The sequence below is a fragment of the Pseudoxanthomonas sp. G3 genome (genome assembly GCF_057654715.1).
Genome location: NZ_CM172805.1, coordinates 1,725,984 through 1,742,245 on the forward strand (window position 1 = coordinate 1,725,984; position 16,262 = coordinate 1,742,245).

At 64.6% G+C, this 16,262-nt stretch carries 13 protein-coding genes; 9 read left to right on the forward strand and 4 right to left on the reverse strand.

Translation table 11 applies throughout. The features are described 5' to 3' along the window. Positions 1-8: 8 nt before the first annotated feature. The gene (locus AC23D6_RS08300) at positions 9-1,184 is read right to left on the reverse strand and encodes a thiolase family protein (protein ID WP_487752283.1); all 1,176 of its coding nucleotides are present in this window, start codon (positions 1,182-1,184) and stop codon (positions 9-11) included. Between the two features lie 126 nt (positions 1,185-1,310). Between AC23D6_RS08300 and AC23D6_RS08305 the strand changes: the two genes are divergently transcribed. Continuing rightward, positions 1,311-1,523, forward strand: coding sequence for a hypothetical protein (locus AC23D6_RS08305; protein ID WP_487752284.1), 213 nt, complete (start codon positions 1,311-1,313; stop codon positions 1,521-1,523). A gap of 26 nt (positions 1,524-1,549) precedes the next feature. Here the strand turns inward: AC23D6_RS08305 and AC23D6_RS08310 are convergent, their stop codons facing one another. Further along, the gene (locus tag AC23D6_RS08310) at positions 1,550-2,722 is read right to left on the reverse strand and encodes an isovaleryl-CoA dehydrogenase (protein ID WP_245122801.1); all 1,173 of its coding nucleotides are present in this window, start codon (positions 2,720-2,722) and stop codon (positions 1,550-1,552) included. Between the two features lie 54 nt (positions 2,723-2,776). Continuing rightward, positions 2,777-3,877, reverse strand: coding sequence for a Glu/Leu/Phe/Val dehydrogenase dimerization domain-containing protein (locus AC23D6_RS08315; RefSeq protein WP_093297518.1), 1,101 nt, complete (start codon positions 3,875-3,877; stop codon positions 2,777-2,779). A gap of 215 nt (positions 3,878-4,092) precedes the next feature. Between AC23D6_RS08315 and AC23D6_RS08320 the strand changes: the two genes are divergently transcribed. The 5 genes from AC23D6_RS08320 to AC23D6_RS08340 all read left to right on the forward strand — a co-directional run bounded on the left by AC23D6_RS08320 (position 4,093) and on the right by AC23D6_RS08340 (position 10,138). After that, positions 4,093-4,713 carry a TetR/AcrR family transcriptional regulator gene (locus AC23D6_RS08320; RefSeq protein ID WP_487752285.1) on the forward strand — a complete coding sequence of 207 codons (621 nt, stop codon included), beginning with the start codon at positions 4,093-4,095 and terminating at the stop codon, positions 4,711-4,713. A 19-nt stretch (positions 4,714-4,732) separates the two neighbouring features. Then, the gene (locus AC23D6_RS08325) at positions 4,733-5,662 is read left to right on the forward strand and encodes an alpha/beta hydrolase (protein WP_487752286.1); all 930 of its coding nucleotides are present in this window, start codon (positions 4,733-4,735) and stop codon (positions 5,660-5,662) included. Positions 5,663-5,783: 121 nt separating this feature from the next. Then, positions 5,784-9,434 carry a methylmalonyl-CoA mutase family protein gene (locus AC23D6_RS08330; protein ID WP_487752287.1) on the forward strand — a complete coding sequence of 1,217 codons (3,651 nt, stop codon included), beginning with the start codon at positions 5,784-5,786 and terminating at the stop codon, positions 9,432-9,434. 109 nt (positions 9,435-9,543) lie between these two features. Next, on the forward strand, positions 9,544-9,825 hold the full coding sequence (locus AC23D6_RS08335) for a type II toxin-antitoxin system RelE/ParE family toxin (protein WP_487752288.1): 282 nt from the start codon (positions 9,544-9,546) through the stop codon (positions 9,823-9,825). 22 nt (positions 9,826-9,847) lie between these two features. Then, positions 9,848-10,138: a HigA family addiction module antitoxin gene (locus AC23D6_RS08340; protein WP_487752289.1), complete on the forward strand. Its 291-nt coding sequence runs from the start codon at positions 9,848-9,850 to the stop codon at positions 10,136-10,138. 675 nt (positions 10,139-10,813) lie between these two features. Here AC23D6_RS08340 and AC23D6_RS08345 read toward each other — a convergent pair. Further along, a complete protein-coding gene (locus AC23D6_RS08345) occupies positions 10,814-11,689 on the reverse strand; it encodes a type II toxin-antitoxin system RelE/ParE family toxin (RefSeq protein WP_487752290.1) in 876 nt (291 codons plus the stop codon). A 257-nt stretch (positions 11,690-11,946) separates the two neighbouring features. On the opposite strand from AC23D6_RS08345, the gene AC23D6_RS08350 reads away from it, so the two are divergent. The 3 genes from AC23D6_RS08350 to AC23D6_RS08360 all read left to right on the forward strand — a co-directional run bounded on the left by AC23D6_RS08350 (position 11,947) and on the right by AC23D6_RS08360 (position 16,255). Beyond that, on the forward strand, positions 11,947-13,272 hold the full coding sequence (locus AC23D6_RS08350; protein WP_487752291.1) for a GGDEF domain-containing protein: 1,326 nt from the start codon (positions 11,947-11,949) through the stop codon (positions 13,270-13,272). 16 nt (positions 13,273-13,288) lie between these two features. Next, complete coding sequence (locus AC23D6_RS08355; RefSeq protein ID WP_487752292.1) at positions 13,289-14,230, forward strand: tetratricopeptide repeat protein; 942 nt, start codon at positions 13,289-13,291, stop codon at positions 14,228-14,230. A gap of 933 nt (positions 14,231-15,163) precedes the next feature. Beyond that, a complete protein-coding gene (locus AC23D6_RS08360) occupies positions 15,164-16,255 on the forward strand; it encodes a hypothetical protein (RefSeq protein ID WP_487752293.1) in 1,092 nt (363 codons plus the stop codon). Positions 16,256-16,262 lie beyond the last annotated feature (7 nt).

Below are 16,262 nucleotides of genomic sequence, written 5' to 3' on the forward strand. Positions count from 1 at the left end.
GCAAAAACTCAGGCCACCTCGACCGCGATCGCGGTCGCTTCGCCGCCGCCGATGCACAGGGTCGCGATGCCCCGCTTGAGGCCACGGACGCGCAGCGCGTTGATCAGGGTGACCACCAGGCGGGCCCCCGACGCACCGATCGGATGGCCCAGGGCGCAGGCACCGCCATTGACGTTGACCTTGGCGTGCGGGATGCCCAGCTCCTTGATCGGTGCCATTGCGACGACGGCGAAGGCCTCGTTGACTTCGAACAGGTCCACCTGGTCCACGGTCCAGCCGACCTGCTTCAGCAGCTTGTCGATGGCCGCGACCGGGGCGGTGGTGAACCACTCCGGCTGTTGCGAGTAGGTGGCGTGGCCGACGATCTTGGCCAGTGGCTGCAGGCCGCGCTTGGCGGCTTCGTCTGCACTGCACAGCACGGTGGCCGCGGCGCCGTCGGAGATGCTCGACGAGCTGGCGGCGGTGACGCTGCCATCCTTCTTGAAGGCGGGCTTGAGGGTCGGAATCTTGGCGATGTCGGATTTGCCCGGCTGTTCGTCGGTAGCCACCTCGACCTCGCCCTTGCGGGTCGCGACCTTGACCGGAACGATTTCGTCGTTGAACGCGCCGGACGCCTGCGCGGCCTGCGCACGGGTCACCGATTCGATGGCGTAGGCGTCCTGCTCCTCGCGGGTGAAGCCGAACTTGGCGACGGTGGCCTCGGCGAACACGCCCATGGCCTGGCCGTCATAGGGGTTGGTCAGGCCGTCCCAGGCCATGTGGTCGACCGCCTGGAAGTTGCCGTAGCGGTTGCCGGTACGCGAGTTCGGGATCAGGTGCGGGGCATTGCTCATGGACTCCATGCCGCCGGCAACCACGATGCTGGCCGAGCCGGCCTTGATCAGGTCGTGGCCGAGCATGATCGCCTTCATGCCCGAGCCGCAGACCTTGTTGATGGTGGTCGCGCCCGCGGCGTCAGGGATGCCGGCGGCGCGCGAGGCCTGTCGCGCGGGGGCCTGACCGAGGTTGGCGGGCAGCACGCAGCCCATGATGACCTCGGACACGTCCGCGGCCGGGATACCCGACTGCTCCAATGCCGCGGCGATGGCGGTGGCACCCAGGGTCGGGGTGGGAACGCCGTTGAACTGGCCGAGGAACGAACCGATGGCGGTGCGCTTGGCGGCGGCGATGACGATGTCGGACATGGGGGACTTCCCGCGTGGAGTGAGGGCGCGATTATCCTGCCGCGCCCCGACGGCCGGCAAATCGGCCGTTCGTACAGGGCCGCAACCCCCGCTGCGGCGTCTTCTCCGGTCCGAAGGGGGACCTCTATGTCAGACGAACCAGCCACCAATGCGGAGATTCGCGCTTTCGCGGTGCCCCGCGCCACCCAGGTTGCGCGCGCCGTGGCGCTGGCCGCGAGCCGGCTGGCAGGACATGCGACGGGGCTTGTCCCTGCCGTTCGGTGGATGATCGTGCGGGTCGGTGCCGGCATGGTGGCCGGCGCCGAACAGCCTCTGGTTGACGGCGTGGCCGGCGCTTGACCCGCCCGCGTAGGGCACTGACAGGTTCAACCGCGACCGTCGAACAGCTCCCGTCCGATCAGCATGCGGCGGATCTCATTGGTACCCGCGCCGATGGCGTACAGCTTGGCATCGCGCAGCAGGCGGCCAGCCGGGTACTCGTTGATGTAGCCGTTGCCGCCCAGCGACTGGATCGCTTCCAGCGTGACCTGCACGGCGGCCTCCGACGCATGCAGCAGGCAGCCGGCCGCCGCGGCGCGCGAGCCCTGGCCTTCGTCGAAACCGCGCGCCACCTGGTAGGCGAAGGCGCGGCTGGATTGCAGCGCGGTGTACATGTCGGCCAGCTTGCCCTGCATCAGTCCGAAGGTGCCGATGGCCGCGTCGAACTGCTTGCGCTCGCGCACGTAGGGCAGGGTGATGTCGAGCGCGGCCTGCATCAGGCCGATGGGTCCGCCGCTCAGCACCAAACGCTCGGTGTTCAGGCCGCTCATCAGCACGCGCACGCCCTGGTTGACCTCGCCCAGCACGTTCTCGGCGGGGATCTCGCAGTTCTCGAACACCAGCTCGCAGGTGTTGCTGCCGCGCATGCCCAGCTTGTCCAGCTTCTGCGCGGTGGAGAAGCCCTTCATGCCGCGCTCGACGATGAAGGCGGTCATGCACTTGCTGCCCGCGTCCTTGCCGGCGGTGCGCATGTAGACCAGCAGCACGTCGGCTTCCGGTCCGTTGGTGATCCACATCTTGTTGCCGTTGGCGACCCACACACCGTCCTTGAGTTCGGCACGGCAGCTCATCGAGCCCACCACGTCCGAACCGGCACCCGGCTCGCTCATCGCCAGCGCGCCCTTCCACTCGCCGCTGCACAGCTTCGGCAGGTACTTCGCGCGTTGCGCGGCATTGCCGTTCAAATAGAGATTGGATACGCACAGGTTGGAGTGCGCGCCGTAACTCAGGCCCACCGAGCCCGAGGCGCGCGAGATCTCCTCCATCGCCACCAGATGGGCCAGGTAGCCCATGCCGCTGCCGCCGAACTCGGGGTCGACGGTGATGCCCAGCAAACCCAGTTCGCCCAGCTTGGGCCACAGGTCCTGCGGGAACGCGTTGTCGTGGTCGATCTGCGCCGCACGCGGCGCGATCTCGGTCTGCGCAAACCGCTGCACGGCCTCACGCAGCGCATCCAACTCTTCGCCCAGCGGAAACCCGCTGACGGTATCCGGTCGCATTCGGTCCTCCCTCCTATTGCGGCCAACATCCAGTTTTCGGTACTGCGTCGTACGTCAGTGTTCGCCGCGCAGATGCCCCATGAAGCGCGGCGCGGTGCGGCCCAGCGGCAGCTTCAGCTTGCCGATCGCCTTCATGCGGGCCTCGGCGATGCGGTCGGCCGCGTACTGCGGGGCGATGCCTTCCTTCTCGGCCAGGTCGAAGATCTTGCCGACCGTATGGTAGATCGTCCGCATCATGCGCATGGCGCGTTCGCGGTTGTAACCGTCGATCTCCAGCGACACGTTCATCACGCCGCCAGCGTTCACTGCGTAGTCCGGCGCGTACAGGATGCCGCGCTTGGCCGCTTCCACGCCGGTGACGTGCGACATCTGGTTGTTGGCCGTGCCGCAGATCACCTTGGCCTTCAGGCGGGGCAGGGTCTGCTCGTTGATGGCGTATTCCAGCGCGCACGGGCTGAAGACATCGACCGGCAGATCGTAGATCTCGTCCGGCTTCACCGCTTCGGCACCGTATTCCTCGACGGCGTGCTCGACGAGCGCCGGGTTGAGGTCGGTGACGAAGAGCTTCGCGCCGCGTTCCTTCAGCAGCTTCACGAACTCCATGCCGATGTGGCCCAGGCCCTGCACCGCATAGCTGTACTTGCCGATCTCTTCGTTGCCGAACTTGCGGTTCAGCGTGGCCATCAGGCCCTGCAGCGCGCCGTAGGCGGTGAACGGCGCCGGGTCGCCGGAGCCGCCGTGCACCTGGTGCACGCCCACCACGTATTCGGTCTCGCGGTAGACATTCTCCATGTCGTTGACATCGGTGCCCACGTCCTCGGCGGTGATGTAGCGCCCGCCCAGCGAATCGACATAGCGGCCGAAGCTGCGGAACAGCACCTCGGTCTTGTCCTGGCTGCTGTCGCCGATGATCACCGCCTTGCCGCCGCCGACGTTTAGGCCGGCCAGCGCGTTCTTGTAGGTCATGGTGCGGCTCAGGCGCAGCGCGTCGGTCAGCGCCAGCGCGCTGTCGGCGTAGGGGCGCATGCGCACGCCGCCCAGCGCGGGGCCCAGCACCGTGCTGTGGATGGCGATGATGGCCTTCAGCCCGGCATCCGGGTTGTGGCAGAAGACGACCTGTTCGTGGCCGGACGTGTCGAGCGTTTCGAAGATCATGGGTGGGCTCCGGTGCGCGGGTGGGGGCCGGCGCGGGCTTGCCTTCACGGCTAACGGGTTGTCAGAAAAGAAAAAAGCGACGTTTCCGGATTCCGCCGTGGTCGTCGCTGGGCGCCAGTTTAATCCAATCGCCCTCGGCCGAGATGACAGTCGGGCAGGGAGGGCGGATTTCCGGCCTATTGTGAGTTTCGAACGACCGTGCTATTCCTGTCGCCATGAGTCCCCAGGCCGCCACCCACAAAGGCAACGCCACCCGCGAGATGATCGTGGCGCGGGCGTACGACATCGCCGCCCGGCATGGGTTGGAAGGCCTGTCCATCGGCGAGCTGGCCACCGCGGCCGGCATGTCCAAGAGCGGCGTGTTCGCCCACTTCGGGTCCCGGGAGGACCTGCAGTTGACCGTGCTGGAGTGGACCGCCGACCGCTATGCCCGGGCCGTGATCGCGCCCGCGATCAGCCAGCCGCGCGGCCTCCCGCGCCTGCGGGCAATCATGGAAAACTGGTTCCAGTGGGTCTGCGACAACCCGGACGGCTGCGTGATCCTGGCCGCCGCCCACGAGTACGACGCCCGCCCGGGCCTGCTGCGCGATCGCATCGTCGATTGGCTGCTGCAGCTGCGCCAGCAGCTGGTGAAGGCGATCGGCATGTGCATCGACACCGGCGAGCTCTCGCCGAAGACCGACCCCCTCCTGCTCGCGTTCGAACTGTTCGCCGTCGCCCAGGGCCTGCATGACGCCCGGCTCTACGACGCACAACAAGCGCCGTTGCTCGCCCGCCGTTCCCTGGACCGCCTGCTGGCGTCCTACGGCGCCCCTGCCGTTTCCACCCCCGCCTGACACCCCGAGGTCCACCGCCATGGCCGCTGTCACTGTCCGCCAAAATAGCACGACCGTTCGTAAACCCCTGGCGCTGTCGCTGCTGAGCGCGCGCTTCGCCGTCGGTAGCTGGCTGGCGCCGCGCAGCACGCTGGCCCGCGCCTTCCAGCTGTTCTGCACGCCCATGCCGGGCGCCCGGACGCGTGCGCGGCAGAGCGAGACCGCCGGTGCGCGCATCGGCGAATTCGCCTTCGGCCGCGAACGCCTGGCCACGTACACCTGGGGCGATCCCGCGCAACAGCCGACCGTACTGCTCGCGCATGGCTGGTCCAGCTTCGGCCTGCGCTTCCTGCCGTGGGTGGAACCGCTGCGCCGTGCCGGCTATGCGGTGGTGACGTTCGACCAGCCCGCGCATGGCCGCAGCAGCGGGCGCCGCGCCACGCTGCCGATGTTCGCCGAGGCGATCGCGCGCGTGGCCGAACACACCGGGCCGCTGGCTGCGGTCGTCGGCCATTCGCTCGGCGGCGCCGCCACCGCCATCGCCATGGCGCGCGGGCTGCAGGCCGACCGTGTGATCCTGCTGGCACCCGCCGCCGATCCCTTCGATGCCGCGCGCCGTTTCGGCGGCATGGTCGGGCTAGCGCAGTTCCTCAGCCGCCGCCTGTTCGACGAATACCAGGAACTCACCGCCCACGACGTGCGCGCGCTGCATGCGCACGCGACCGCGCCGCAGATCGGCCGCCCCGGCCTGGTCGTGCACGACCTGGAGGACACCGACGTGCCGTGGTGCGAAGGCGAGCGCTACGCGCGCTACTGGCCGCAGGCCACGCTGCTCAGCACCACCGGCCTGGGCCACCACCGCCTGACCATCGCGCCGGAGACCCTCGACGCCGCGCTGCGCTTCCTGCGTGGCGAAGCCGTCGGCCAGCGCGTGGTGTCCACGCGCGATCTGCCGTTTGGGCTCTGCTGACACCCGGTAACCGCACGCCACCGTAGGGTGCGCGTGCGGCGTCCACTGGTGTGCAATTGGTGAGGTGCAAACGCGCGAGCGGCTACAATCCCGCGTCTGTCAGCCCTGCAAGTGAGTCCGCGTGAGCACACCCGCCAGCCAGTTTCCCGCCACCCAGGCCGACGCCACGCCGTTGCGCTTCGTCACCGCCGCCAGCCTGTTCGACGGGCATGACGCGGCCATCAACATCATGCGCCGCCTGATCCAGGGCGAGGGCGCGGAAGTCATCCACCTGGGCCACAACCGCAGCGTCGAGGACGTCGTCCGCGCCGCGCTGCAGGAAGACGCCAACGGCATCGCGCTGTCCAGCTACCAGGGCGGCCATGTCGAGTACTTCAAGTACATGGTCGACATGCTGAAGGAACGCGGCGCCGGCCACGTGCGCGTGTTCGGCGGCGGCGGCGGCACCATCACGCCGGAAGAGATCGCCGAACTGCAGGCCTACGGTGTGGAACGCATCTACCACCCCAACGACGGCATGAAGATGGGCCTGGTGGAAATGATCCAGGACGTGGTCAAGCGCGCCGAGGGAGGCCGCGTACAGGTCGCGGCCGATCGCGACGCCGCGCCTGCGCAGCCCAAGCTCACCGACGAGGCCGGCATCGGCCGCGTGCTCAGCGCCATCGAGGATGGCCGCTATTCCGACGCGGACCTGGAGAAGCTGCGCGCGCAGTGGGCCAAGGGTCCGCACGCGCCGTTCCCCGCGCGACCCACGCCGGTGGTCGGCATCACCGGCACCGGCGGCGCCGGCAAGTCGTCGGTCACCGACGAACTGATGAACCGCTTCCTGTCCTGCTTCCCGCAGATGCACATCGCGGTGATCTCGGTCGATCCCACCCGCCGCCGCACCGGTGGCGCGCTGCTGGGCGACCGCATCCGTATGAACGCGCTGCGCAGCGACCGCATCTACATGCGTTCGATGGCCACCCGCCGCCAGCATGTGGCCACCAATGCCGTGCTGAAGGACTGCATCGCGTTCCTCAAGTCGCTGGGCTTCGACCTGGTGATCGTCGAGACCGCCGGCATCGGCCAGAGCGATTCGGAGATCGTCGACCTGGTCGACTTCCCGATGTACGTGATGACCAGCGACTACGGCGCGGCCAGCCAGTTGGAGAAGATCGACATGATCGACTTCGCCGAGCTGATCGTGTTGAACAAGTACGACAAGCGCGGCGCCGAGGACGCGCTGCGCGACGTGCGCAAGCAGTGGAAGCGCAACCGCGTGGCGTTCCAGACCGCGGATGCCGACGTGCCTGTGTATCCCACGATCGCCAGCCAGTTCAACGACCCCGGCGTCAGCTGGATGTTCGCCAACCTGTGCCGCCTGCTGCGCGAGAAGCTGCAGCTGCCGGCGGAGAAGTGGACGCCCGCCCTCGACACCACGCTGAAGGAGCCGCGCGCCACCGTGCTGATCCCCGGCAGCCGCGTGCGCTACCTGGCCGAGATCGCCGAGCAGGGACGCGGCATCAACCGCCGCATCGAGAGCGAAGCCGAGACCGCCAGCCGCGCGCAGCACTACTGGAATGCCTTGAAGGACTTGGAAGATCCGGCGCTGCCGAAGGCGCTGGAGTTGTATGCGTCCGATGCATTGCTTCCCACCTCTCCCCTCGCGGGAGAGGTCGCCGCGCCCCGCGCGGCGGGAGAGGGGGCGGGCGCGGGCTCACCCTCTCCCCAACCCCTCTCCCGTGAAGGGAGAGGGGCTCACCTCGTCGACCGCTCGCTGCTCACCCTCCGCCAGCGCTACAACGACGCGATTCAATCGCTGTCGTCCGAAGCGCTCAAGCTGCTGCGCGAATGGCCGGCCCGCCACAAGGCCGTCACCGATCCGGTCAACGAGTACCAGGTACGCGGCAAGACCATCCGCATCGACAACTACACCACCTCGCTGAGCCACCAGCAGATCCCGAAGATCGCGCCGCCGCCCTACCAGGGCTGGGGTGAACTGCTGACGTTCCTGCAGAAAGAGAACCTGCCGGGCAGCTATCCGTACACCGGCGGCGTGTATCCGTACCGCCGCACCGGCGAGGACCCGATCCGCATGTTCGCCGGCGAAGGCACGCCAGAGCGCACCAATCGCCGCTTCCACTACCTGTCCGTCGGCCAGCCGGCCGCGCGCCTGTCCACCGCCTTCGACAGCGTCACGCTGTACGGCGAAGACCCCGCGCCGCGCCCGGACATCTACGGCAAGATCGGCAACTCCGGCGTCAACATCCCCACGCTGGACGACATGAAGAAGCTGTACTCCGGCTTCGACCTGTGCGCGCCCACCACCTCGGTGTCGATGACGATCAACGGCCCGGCGCCCATCATCCTGGCGATGTTCATGAACACCGCCATCGACCAGCAGGTGGAGAAGTACCTGAAGGCCGATGACGCGCGCTGGGCCGAGGCGCAGCAGAAGATCAACGCCTTCTTCGAAGGCCGCGCGCGGCCGCAGTACCACGGCGAGTTGCCGCCGACGAACAACGGGCTGGGCCTGGGGCTGCTCGGCATCACCGGCGACCAGCTGGTGGACGAAGACACCTACGCGCGCATCAAGGCCGAAACGTTGGCCACCGTGCGTGGCACCGTGCAGGCCGACATCCTCAAGGAAGACCAGGCGCAGAACACCTGCATCTTCAGCACCGAGTTCGCCCTGCGCATGATGGGCGACATCCAGCAGTACTTCGTCGACCACGCGGTGCGCAACTTCTACTCGGTGAGCATCAGCGGCTACCACATCGCCGAGGCGGGGGCGAACCCGATCAGCCAGCTGGCTTTCACGCTGTCCAACGGCTTCACCATCGTGGAGTACTACCTGGCGCGCGGCATGAAGATCGACGACTTCGCGCCCAACCTGTCGTTCTTCTTCAGCAACGGCATGGACCCGGAGTACACCGTCATCGGCCGCGTTGCCCGCCGCATCTGGGCCCGCGCCATGCGCGAGCGCTACGGCGCCAACGAGCGCAGCCAGATGATGAAGTACCACATCCAGACGTCGGGCCGCTCGCTGCATGCGCAGGAAATCCAGTTCAACGACATCCGTACCACGCTGCAGGCGTTGTATGCGCTGTTCGACAACTGCAACAGCCTGCACACCAACGCCTACGACGAGGCCATCACCACGCCGACGGAAGAGAGCGTGCGGCGCGCGGTGGCCATCCAGATGATCATCAACAAGGAGCTGGGGCTGAACTTCAACGAGAACCCCTGGCAGGGCAGCTTCGTCGTCGACCAGCTGACGGACATCGTAGAAGAGGCGGTCTACAAGGAGTTCGAGGCGATCAGCGAGCGCGGCGGAGTGCTCGGCGCCATGGACACCATGTACCAGCGCGGCAAGATCCAGGAAGAGTCGCTGTACTACGAGCACAAGAAGCACGACGGCAGCCTGCCGCTGGTGGGCGTGAACACCTTCCTGCCGCGCGAGCACGGTGGCGAGATCGCCACCGAGATCGAGCTGATCCGTTCGACCGAGGAAGAGAAGGCCCAGCAGATCGCCAACGTCCGCGCCTGGCAGGCCTCGCGCAACGGCCTGGCGCCGGAAGGCGAGACCGACCACAGCCACGCCACCGCGCTGGAAGAACACGCCGACCCCGAAGTGCACGACGGCCACGGCCTGGCCTACCTGCAGCGCACCGCCCGCGAGCGCCGCAACGTGTTCGCCGCGCTGGTCGAAGCGGTGAAGACGCACAGCCTGGGGCAGATCAGCCACGCGCTGTACGATGTGGGTGGCGAGTACCGGCGGAACATGTAAGCCGATGACAAGAAAAACCCCGCCTTGGCGGGGTTTTTCTTTGGGTGCGGGGAGGGTGATGGCGCTATGACGGGTTGCGTTACATGACGGGTGGCGTTATGGTGAGCCCGTGATCCGGGACTTCGCCGACAAGGAAGCCGAAAAAGTCTGGAACGGCACGCCCTCGCGGCGTCTGCCGGCCGACATGCAGGCCGTTGCCCGTCGCAAGCTGCGTATGTTGAACAACGCGGCCACGCTGGACGATCTGCGCATTCCGCCAGCGAACCGGCTGGAGGCGTTGAAGGGCAACCGCAAGGGCCAGCACAGCATCCGGATCAATGATCAATGGCGCGTCTGCTTCCGCTGGAAGAATGGCGACGCGCACGACGTGGAAATCGTCGATTACCACTGAACTGTCAGAGAGGAGTTCTTCCATGAAGACCCTGCCCAATATCCATCCCGGTGAAGTGCTGCTGGAAGAGTTCCTGTTGCCAATGGGCATCAGCCAGAACGCGCTGGCGCGTGCCGCGGACGTCCCGCCGCGCCGTATCAACGAGATCGTGCTCGGAAAGCGCGGCATCACCGCCGACACGGCGGTTAGGCTGGCCGCCGCGCTGGGCACCAGCGAGCGGTTCTGGCTGGGTCTGCAGGCGGACTACGATCTGGAAGAGGCGCACCGCGTGTTGGGGAAGGCGATCGACCGGATCGAGCGGATCGCGGCGTAAGTACAGGGTGTGCAGTCGTCGAGTGGTCAAAACCCCGCCTCGCGGGGTTTTTCTTTGAGTGTGTGGATGAGGGTGCTTCGTAGGCTGGGATGACAATCCCAGCACCGGATAACGCTGCGCCCGGGAGGCTGGGTTACACCCAGCCTACGGGGTTTGCGGTGATTCCCTTCCCGCGGCCTTACCGAAGCGTCCCTCTCCCTGCGCAGCGGGGAGAGGGTGCCGAAGGCGGGTGAGGGGCGAACGGAGAGGGATGTGTTTCGGCGCCTGATGACGTGCCGCGCTTGGCCTCTCATCCGCCCCCGTATCAAGTACGGGGCAGGCTCTCCGGGCACCTTCTCCCCGCGCTGCTGGGAGAAGGAAGCGCGGTCCTCGTCAGCTTCGTAGGCTGGGATGACAATCCCAGCACCGGATACGCTGCGCCCGGGATGCTGGGTTTCACCCAGCCTACGGGCTCCGCGGTGATTCCCTTCCCGCGGCCTTACCGAAGCGCCCCTCTCCCTGCGTAGCGGGGAGAGGGTGCCGAAGGCGGGTGAGGGGCGAACGGAGAGGGGTGTGTTTCGGCGCCTGATGACGTGCCGCGCTCTGCCCCTCATCCGCCCCCGTATCAAGTACGGGGCAGGCTCTCCGGGCACCTTCTCCCCGCTGCGCGGGGCGAAGGAAACGCATTGGTGCGCGCTAGCGATACGCCCCCGGCCCCCGCCAGATCAATTCGCCGCGGCGGTAGACGCGTTCGACGGTGACCACGTCGCGGGCGTCGCCGATGCCGGCCATGGCGGGGTCGTTGGGTTCCACCAGGCGGCAGCCGCCGGAGCCGCGGCGGGCGACGATCTCCAGCGGGCAGACCATGTATTCGCGGCGGCCGGGCAGGGGGAAGAAGAGTTCGGTCATGCCGCGCGCCTGCCATTCCTGCACGCGGATCTCGTTGCGCAGGTCGTAATAGATCTGGTGGCCCTCGACGTCCATGCTGGGGCTGGCGGCGTTGTCCTGGCCGCGGCCTTCGCTGCGGCCGGTGCCGGCGGTGTAGCCGCGGTTTTCGGGGGCGGTGTCCTGGGCGAGCATGCCGGGCGGTTGGCCCCATTGGGCGGAGCGGCGCCAGGCGGGTTGGCTGGCCGGGGGTTGGGTCTGGGGGTTGGGCAGGGCCTGTTCGGAAGAGGTGGGCTGGGGGACGGTCTCTTCTTCGGCCACGGGGTTCTCGGCCTCGGTCACGCGGGTGGCGTCGACGGGCGAGGTGACGGGGGTGGTCACCAGGGGTTTGAGCGGCTTGGGGCGTTCGCGCGGGGCCTGGACGCCGGTCGGCGGCACGGGCGGGCGCTGGTCGTCGCGGTCGGTCTCGCCCAGGAAGTCCACCTTCACCCGCGCGCCACCGCTGCTGCTGCCCTCGGGCGGGGCCAGTTCCAGCTTGGAGGAGTACAGCAGGGCCAGCACGAACAACACGTGCACCAACAGGCTGACCAGGGCGCCGATCCGGCGCTCCCTCTGTTTGATGTAGACGTCTTCCCTGTCCAGCGGGCCTAGCAACGCCGCGCGCAAGCGGCTGGGCGCGTCGCTCATGTGGGGGTGAGGGCGGGGGCGGGGGAGGGCATGAAAGAGAGCGGCAGAGGGACATTGCCATTATAGGGTCGCTTGGCGAACTCCCTGCTTAGAATTCTCGCAGCAGCATTAATCTGGAAAACCTGTAGCTACCTGCTTTAGGCTCTCACGGGTTGTGCGTGACTGGGGTGAGTCAAACCTAATGGATAGAGTTCGGCCAATAGGGTCGACTTCTCATGTGTAGTGAGCGATGTCATCGACTAGATCGGGGGGGGGGGATGAAGGCCACTTGGATTCATGAGTTCGGCAAAGATCTGCATGAGCTAGCCAATGAACAGGCATCAGTGTCATCAATTGCTGTTCACTACAAAAGCGGCGGTACGTGGACGTCACTAGATTCTGCTTCCGTGCCCGCAGGAGAGCTGGAAAAGGCAGAAAAGAAAGGTGACTACATCAAAGTCGGTAAACAAAAAAGGTATCTCTTCCCGCTAAACGATGTTGGCGTCGCTATCGATGTGGGATTCATAGCCTTTCCGAAGACATCTACACTTGACGCGATAAAAGATCTCATTGCAAAACGAAAGCGCGGGGCGCAGCACAAGTTTGACGCTCTTCATGACTCGCTAACGAGTTGTAAGAATCGAAAATCATTCGATGCTGCACTGCAAGCGGCACTCCAAAGTTTGGCGGGATCAGGCACGATCGCCACGCCAGAGCTAGGAGGGACTGGCGTTAAATCACTGTCATTGATTACGTTGGATATAGACTACTTCAAAAGGGTGAATGACAGCTTGGGGCACGACTACGGGGACGTGGTTCTACGTAGTTTTGCTTGGCTGCTTGAAGATGTTTGCGACGAAGCGATAATTCAATATCCTGGCGTCGAATTTAGTTTGTTTAGGCTTGGTGGCGAAGAGTTCAATATTCTGGTCCATGGGGAGCTTGAAGAGCCTGCCTTGCTTGGCTGGGTTGAACAGGTAAGAGTAAGAATTGAGAAGTCATACATTCCCTCTGGGGCGCAAATCCAAACGATAGAAGCCGACTCGGGTACGACAATCGCAGCCCCTATAGAGGGGGAGCGAAGGGTTACGGCAAGTCTTGGTGTATCCCGGGTGGCGGGAGGAATAAGGTTCGGCGACATACCGTCGTTGAGCGGCAGAATAAAAACTCAGGCCGATAAAGCATTATATTCAGCGAAGAACTCTGGCAGGAACAGGGTTAGATACTTTCCTGATATCTTGAAAAGGTATGGGAGAGTTATAGAGTATGATAAGGCTGTAAATACCATAATTATCGACATTGGCTCGGAAGTTGGCGTCGTTCCAGGTCGTGAGTTCTTCGTCGTCCCTGAGCGTTATACCGGCGATGTTAGCTACGTCACCGACGACGGGCGCTCGCAGCGAGTATTGGGAAAGTTTCCGAGAATGAAAGTCGCGCGACTTGTCGCGTTTGATGTCCAGCCTGAAATTTCGTTTTGCTCGATTGCTGAGCGAAAAGATAGAACGGAGATTGAAAGCGGCTGTTTGCTGGAATCAGTTCCGTTGGGTTTGTTTTGGAGGACTCTCGGCGCCTCACGGCGATTCCGCCTTTTTGTCTGGTGTTGATGGAAGAGCTGTACTTTTGAAGCGATTCAAGGCTCTGCAAATATCACTTGCAAGAATTCTCGTGCTGACAGTCGATGACATTCGAGAGGTGGAAAAAAGATTTGGTCAGGTGAAGGCTAATGAGCTACTTGCGTCGCTGAGTGCTGCGATATCCGGCGCCCTGCCGCCGGCCGCGAAGATAATTCAAACCGAGATTGGTCAATTCGGTGCAGTTTATTCCGCTGATGATATTGCGTCGGAGGAAGCAATGACTGCCCTTGTGGCTGCGTGTGTGTCTATTTGCAATGAGGTAGCGGAGTTCAAGGTGGGCGTTTTCCATGGCTCCTCTATCGAAGAAATGACCAGTGAGGGATGTGCGCTCAATCAAGATTATTCTTACGAGTACGCAGCTATTTCTGCATTGGCTGCAGATAAGGACTCTAGTAATGTGTTCTCTATTAGCTCTGCGTTAAGCGTGCTGCGAGGTCAGAATCAGGTTGGAGACTATGAGCAAGCGATTGCGAACTACGAGCGATTCTCGGAGATAGGCATTGCTAGTCCTTTGTTGCAAGGTGCAGTAGGTCTTTCGTTCTTTGGGGTTGGTAAGATTGCTGAGTCTTCAGCCGCGTTTCGGGCGGTTGTTGAGGCTGATGATGGAGCGGTTGCGCGCAGCAACTTGGGGATTACCCTATTTTTCCTGCAGCGGTACTCAGAGGCATACTTGAACTTGGCGAAGTCTGCAGCTCTGTCTGACGAAGGAAAGTTGCCAGATCGGATGCTTGGAATGTATGCCGTGGTAGCTCAGGAGTCTCATATGGCGACGGGAGAGCCTGCCGCTGAGATTGTTGACGAGATTTTCGGTTCGGTTGCGCAGCCGTTGAATATCGTCTTCGTTAAAGAGGATCGCTTTAGAGCGAGTCTGGAGCGCTGGACACGATACAAGAACGAATTAGCTCAGCGACTCAACGGCAATGCCTAAATCTAAATGCGTAAGGCGTGCTTAAGCCCGCGCTACGTAGGGCGGCGCGAGCGGGTGTGGGGGATGGTGTGTAGGCTGGGCCTGGGCGCACCTGCGCGGGTTAGTTTTTTTGACCTGGATGCGCGGTCTGCAGCCCGGGTGGGCGCGCGATGACCACGGCACGCTGCCGGTATGTCGAACCATCGTCGCGTAGGGGTGCCGGGCGGCAACCACTTTTTACGGTGAACCTGCTGGAGCGTCGCCGCTGCCTGCGGGCGGGCCCTGGCCGGCCTTCCACACGCCGCCGCCAACCGCGCGCTGTTAGACAAACACCCTCACGACACCAAACACGGACTCGCATGACCTCCGAGAGCGTTTCTTCTCACACTCAGGGTGTTTCTTCTCTCGCTAAGGGCATCTTGAGGCAGAGAAAGATCCAACGCTCCACCTAAAAGAGCCTCTCTTCTCTCATTAAGGTCCAACGTTCCATCTAAAAGAGCCTCTCTTCTCTCACTAAGGTCCAACGTTCCACCTAAAAGAGCCTCTCTTCTCTCATTAAGGTCCAACGTTCCATCTAAAAGAGCCTCTCTTCTCTCACTAAGGTCCAACGTTCCACCAAAAAGGTCCTCTCTTCTCACACTAACGGTGTCGCGAGGCCGAAAAACATCCAGCGATTCACCAAAAAGGTGCGCGCGCTGGCGGAAGAAGGTGTGTGTACTCACACAAGCACGGGCGCGTCAGTGAGAAGAGGGGGCGTTGAGGGACGTCATGGACGTGGAGGTATCGCCCCGGGTGCGGCCTGCGGCCTTACCCGGGCTACCCGCAACCCGTAAAGGTGCGCTTGAGCCCACCGTACCGACGCACGACGGGTCGCATTTCCTTGGGGACCCCGTCACTCGTATCCGCTCCGCCGACTTGTCACAATCCCGCGCACCTGGACAACGGATGCCCGTGATGCCCCTTCGCCGCCTGACCCCCGCGCTGCTCGCCTTGCTGGCCGCCACGTTCGGCCTTGCCGGAGCGGTGCACGCCACCGGCGCCGACGACGAAAGCCGCCTGATCACCCGCAATGGCGATGGCGCCTGGTTCCTGCAGCAACCCGAGGGCACACCGGGCAAGGGCTGCGTGGCGCGCTTCACCGCCGCCAAGAAGGATGCGTCGCAACTGGCCCTGGTCGGCCCCAGCGCCACATCGCCCACCGCCGCCATCCTGCTGCACGGCCCGCGCATTGCCGCGCCGAAGGCCGCCCGCGAGGTCAGCGTGCAGGTGCAGCAGGACGGCCTGCCGCCGGCCACCCTGCGCGGGGCGCTGATGCCGCCCGCCGGGGGCCAGGGCGGCGGCTTCGTGATGATCCCCGTCGGCGACCTGAAGCAGACCATGGCCTCCATGCGCGCCAAGGAAACCGGCATGACCGCGCGGGTGGACGGCGTGGACGTGTTCGGCCTGTCCTACGACGGGCTGGACCAGGCGCGCAGCGCGATGCTCGACTGCCTGGCGGGCAAGCGCTTCACCGGCGGCAAGAGCCTGGCCGAGGCCACCGCGGAGATCCGCCTGATGGGCACCGGCTCCATCGCCGGCACCGCCTTTTACAAGGGCGCGGTGCTGGCCAAGAAGCAGTACCCGCCCAAGGGCAGCCAACGAGTGGGCCTGATCCACATGAGCGATGAATTCAAGCAGTGGTTCGAGACGGTCAAGCAGAGCCAGAAGATGCCGGACCGGATCCCCGAGCGCATCGCCAAGCACTTCATGTTCGCCACCATCCTGGACGACCAGGGGGGCTTCCGTTTCACCAAGCTGCCCGCCGGCGAATACCTGCTGATCGCCGACTTCTCGTACAAGGAAACCGTGACCCGCAGCGAAGTGACCGGCCGCACCGACGTGTACGCCGGCAACCGGTACATCGGCTCCAACGACCAGGTGGCCTACTGGTTCGAAGACGTCAGGAAGAACACCACGTTCTCCAAGACCGTGCACCTCAAGGAAGGCGAGGCGCTGCAGGTGAGCCTGGACAAGTCGATGCTGGGCTGCTTCTTCATCTGCCGCTGACGCGCGG

Coding starts and splice junctions, on each gene's coding strand:
- AC23D6_RS08305 (WP_487752284.1), top strand. CDS start 1,311: ATGTCAGACGAACCAGCCACCAATGCGGAGATTCGCGCTTTCGCGGTG.
- AC23D6_RS08315 (WP_093297518.1), bottom strand. CDS start 3,877: ATGATCTTCGAAACGCTCGACACGTCCGGCCACGAACAGGTCGTCTTC.
- AC23D6_RS08300 (WP_487752283.1), bottom strand. CDS start 1,184: ATGTCCGACATCGTCATCGCCGCCGCCAAGCGCACCGCCATCGGTTCG.
- AC23D6_RS08320 (WP_487752285.1), top strand. CDS start 4,093: ATGAGTCCCCAGGCCGCCACCCACAAAGGCAACGCCACCCGCGAGATG.
- AC23D6_RS08325 (WP_487752286.1), top strand. CDS start 4,733: ATGGCCGCTGTCACTGTCCGCCAAAATAGCACGACCGTTCGTAAACCC.
- AC23D6_RS08350 (WP_487752291.1), top strand. CDS start 11,947: ATGAAGGCCACTTGGATTCATGAGTTCGGCAAAGATCTGCATGAGCTA.
- AC23D6_RS08310 (WP_245122801.1), bottom strand. CDS start 2,722: ATGCGACCGGATACCGTCAGCGGGTTTCCGCTGGGCGAAGAGTTGGAT.
- AC23D6_RS08340 (WP_487752289.1), top strand. CDS start 9,848: ATGAAGACCCTGCCCAATATCCATCCCGGTGAAGTGCTGCTGGAAGAG.
- AC23D6_RS08345 (WP_487752290.1), bottom strand. CDS start 11,689: ATGAGCGACGCGCCCAGCCGCTTGCGCGCGGCGTTGCTAGGCCCGCTG.
- AC23D6_RS08360 (WP_487752293.1), top strand. CDS start 15,164: ATGCCCCTTCGCCGCCTGACCCCCGCGCTGCTCGCCTTGCTGGCCGCC.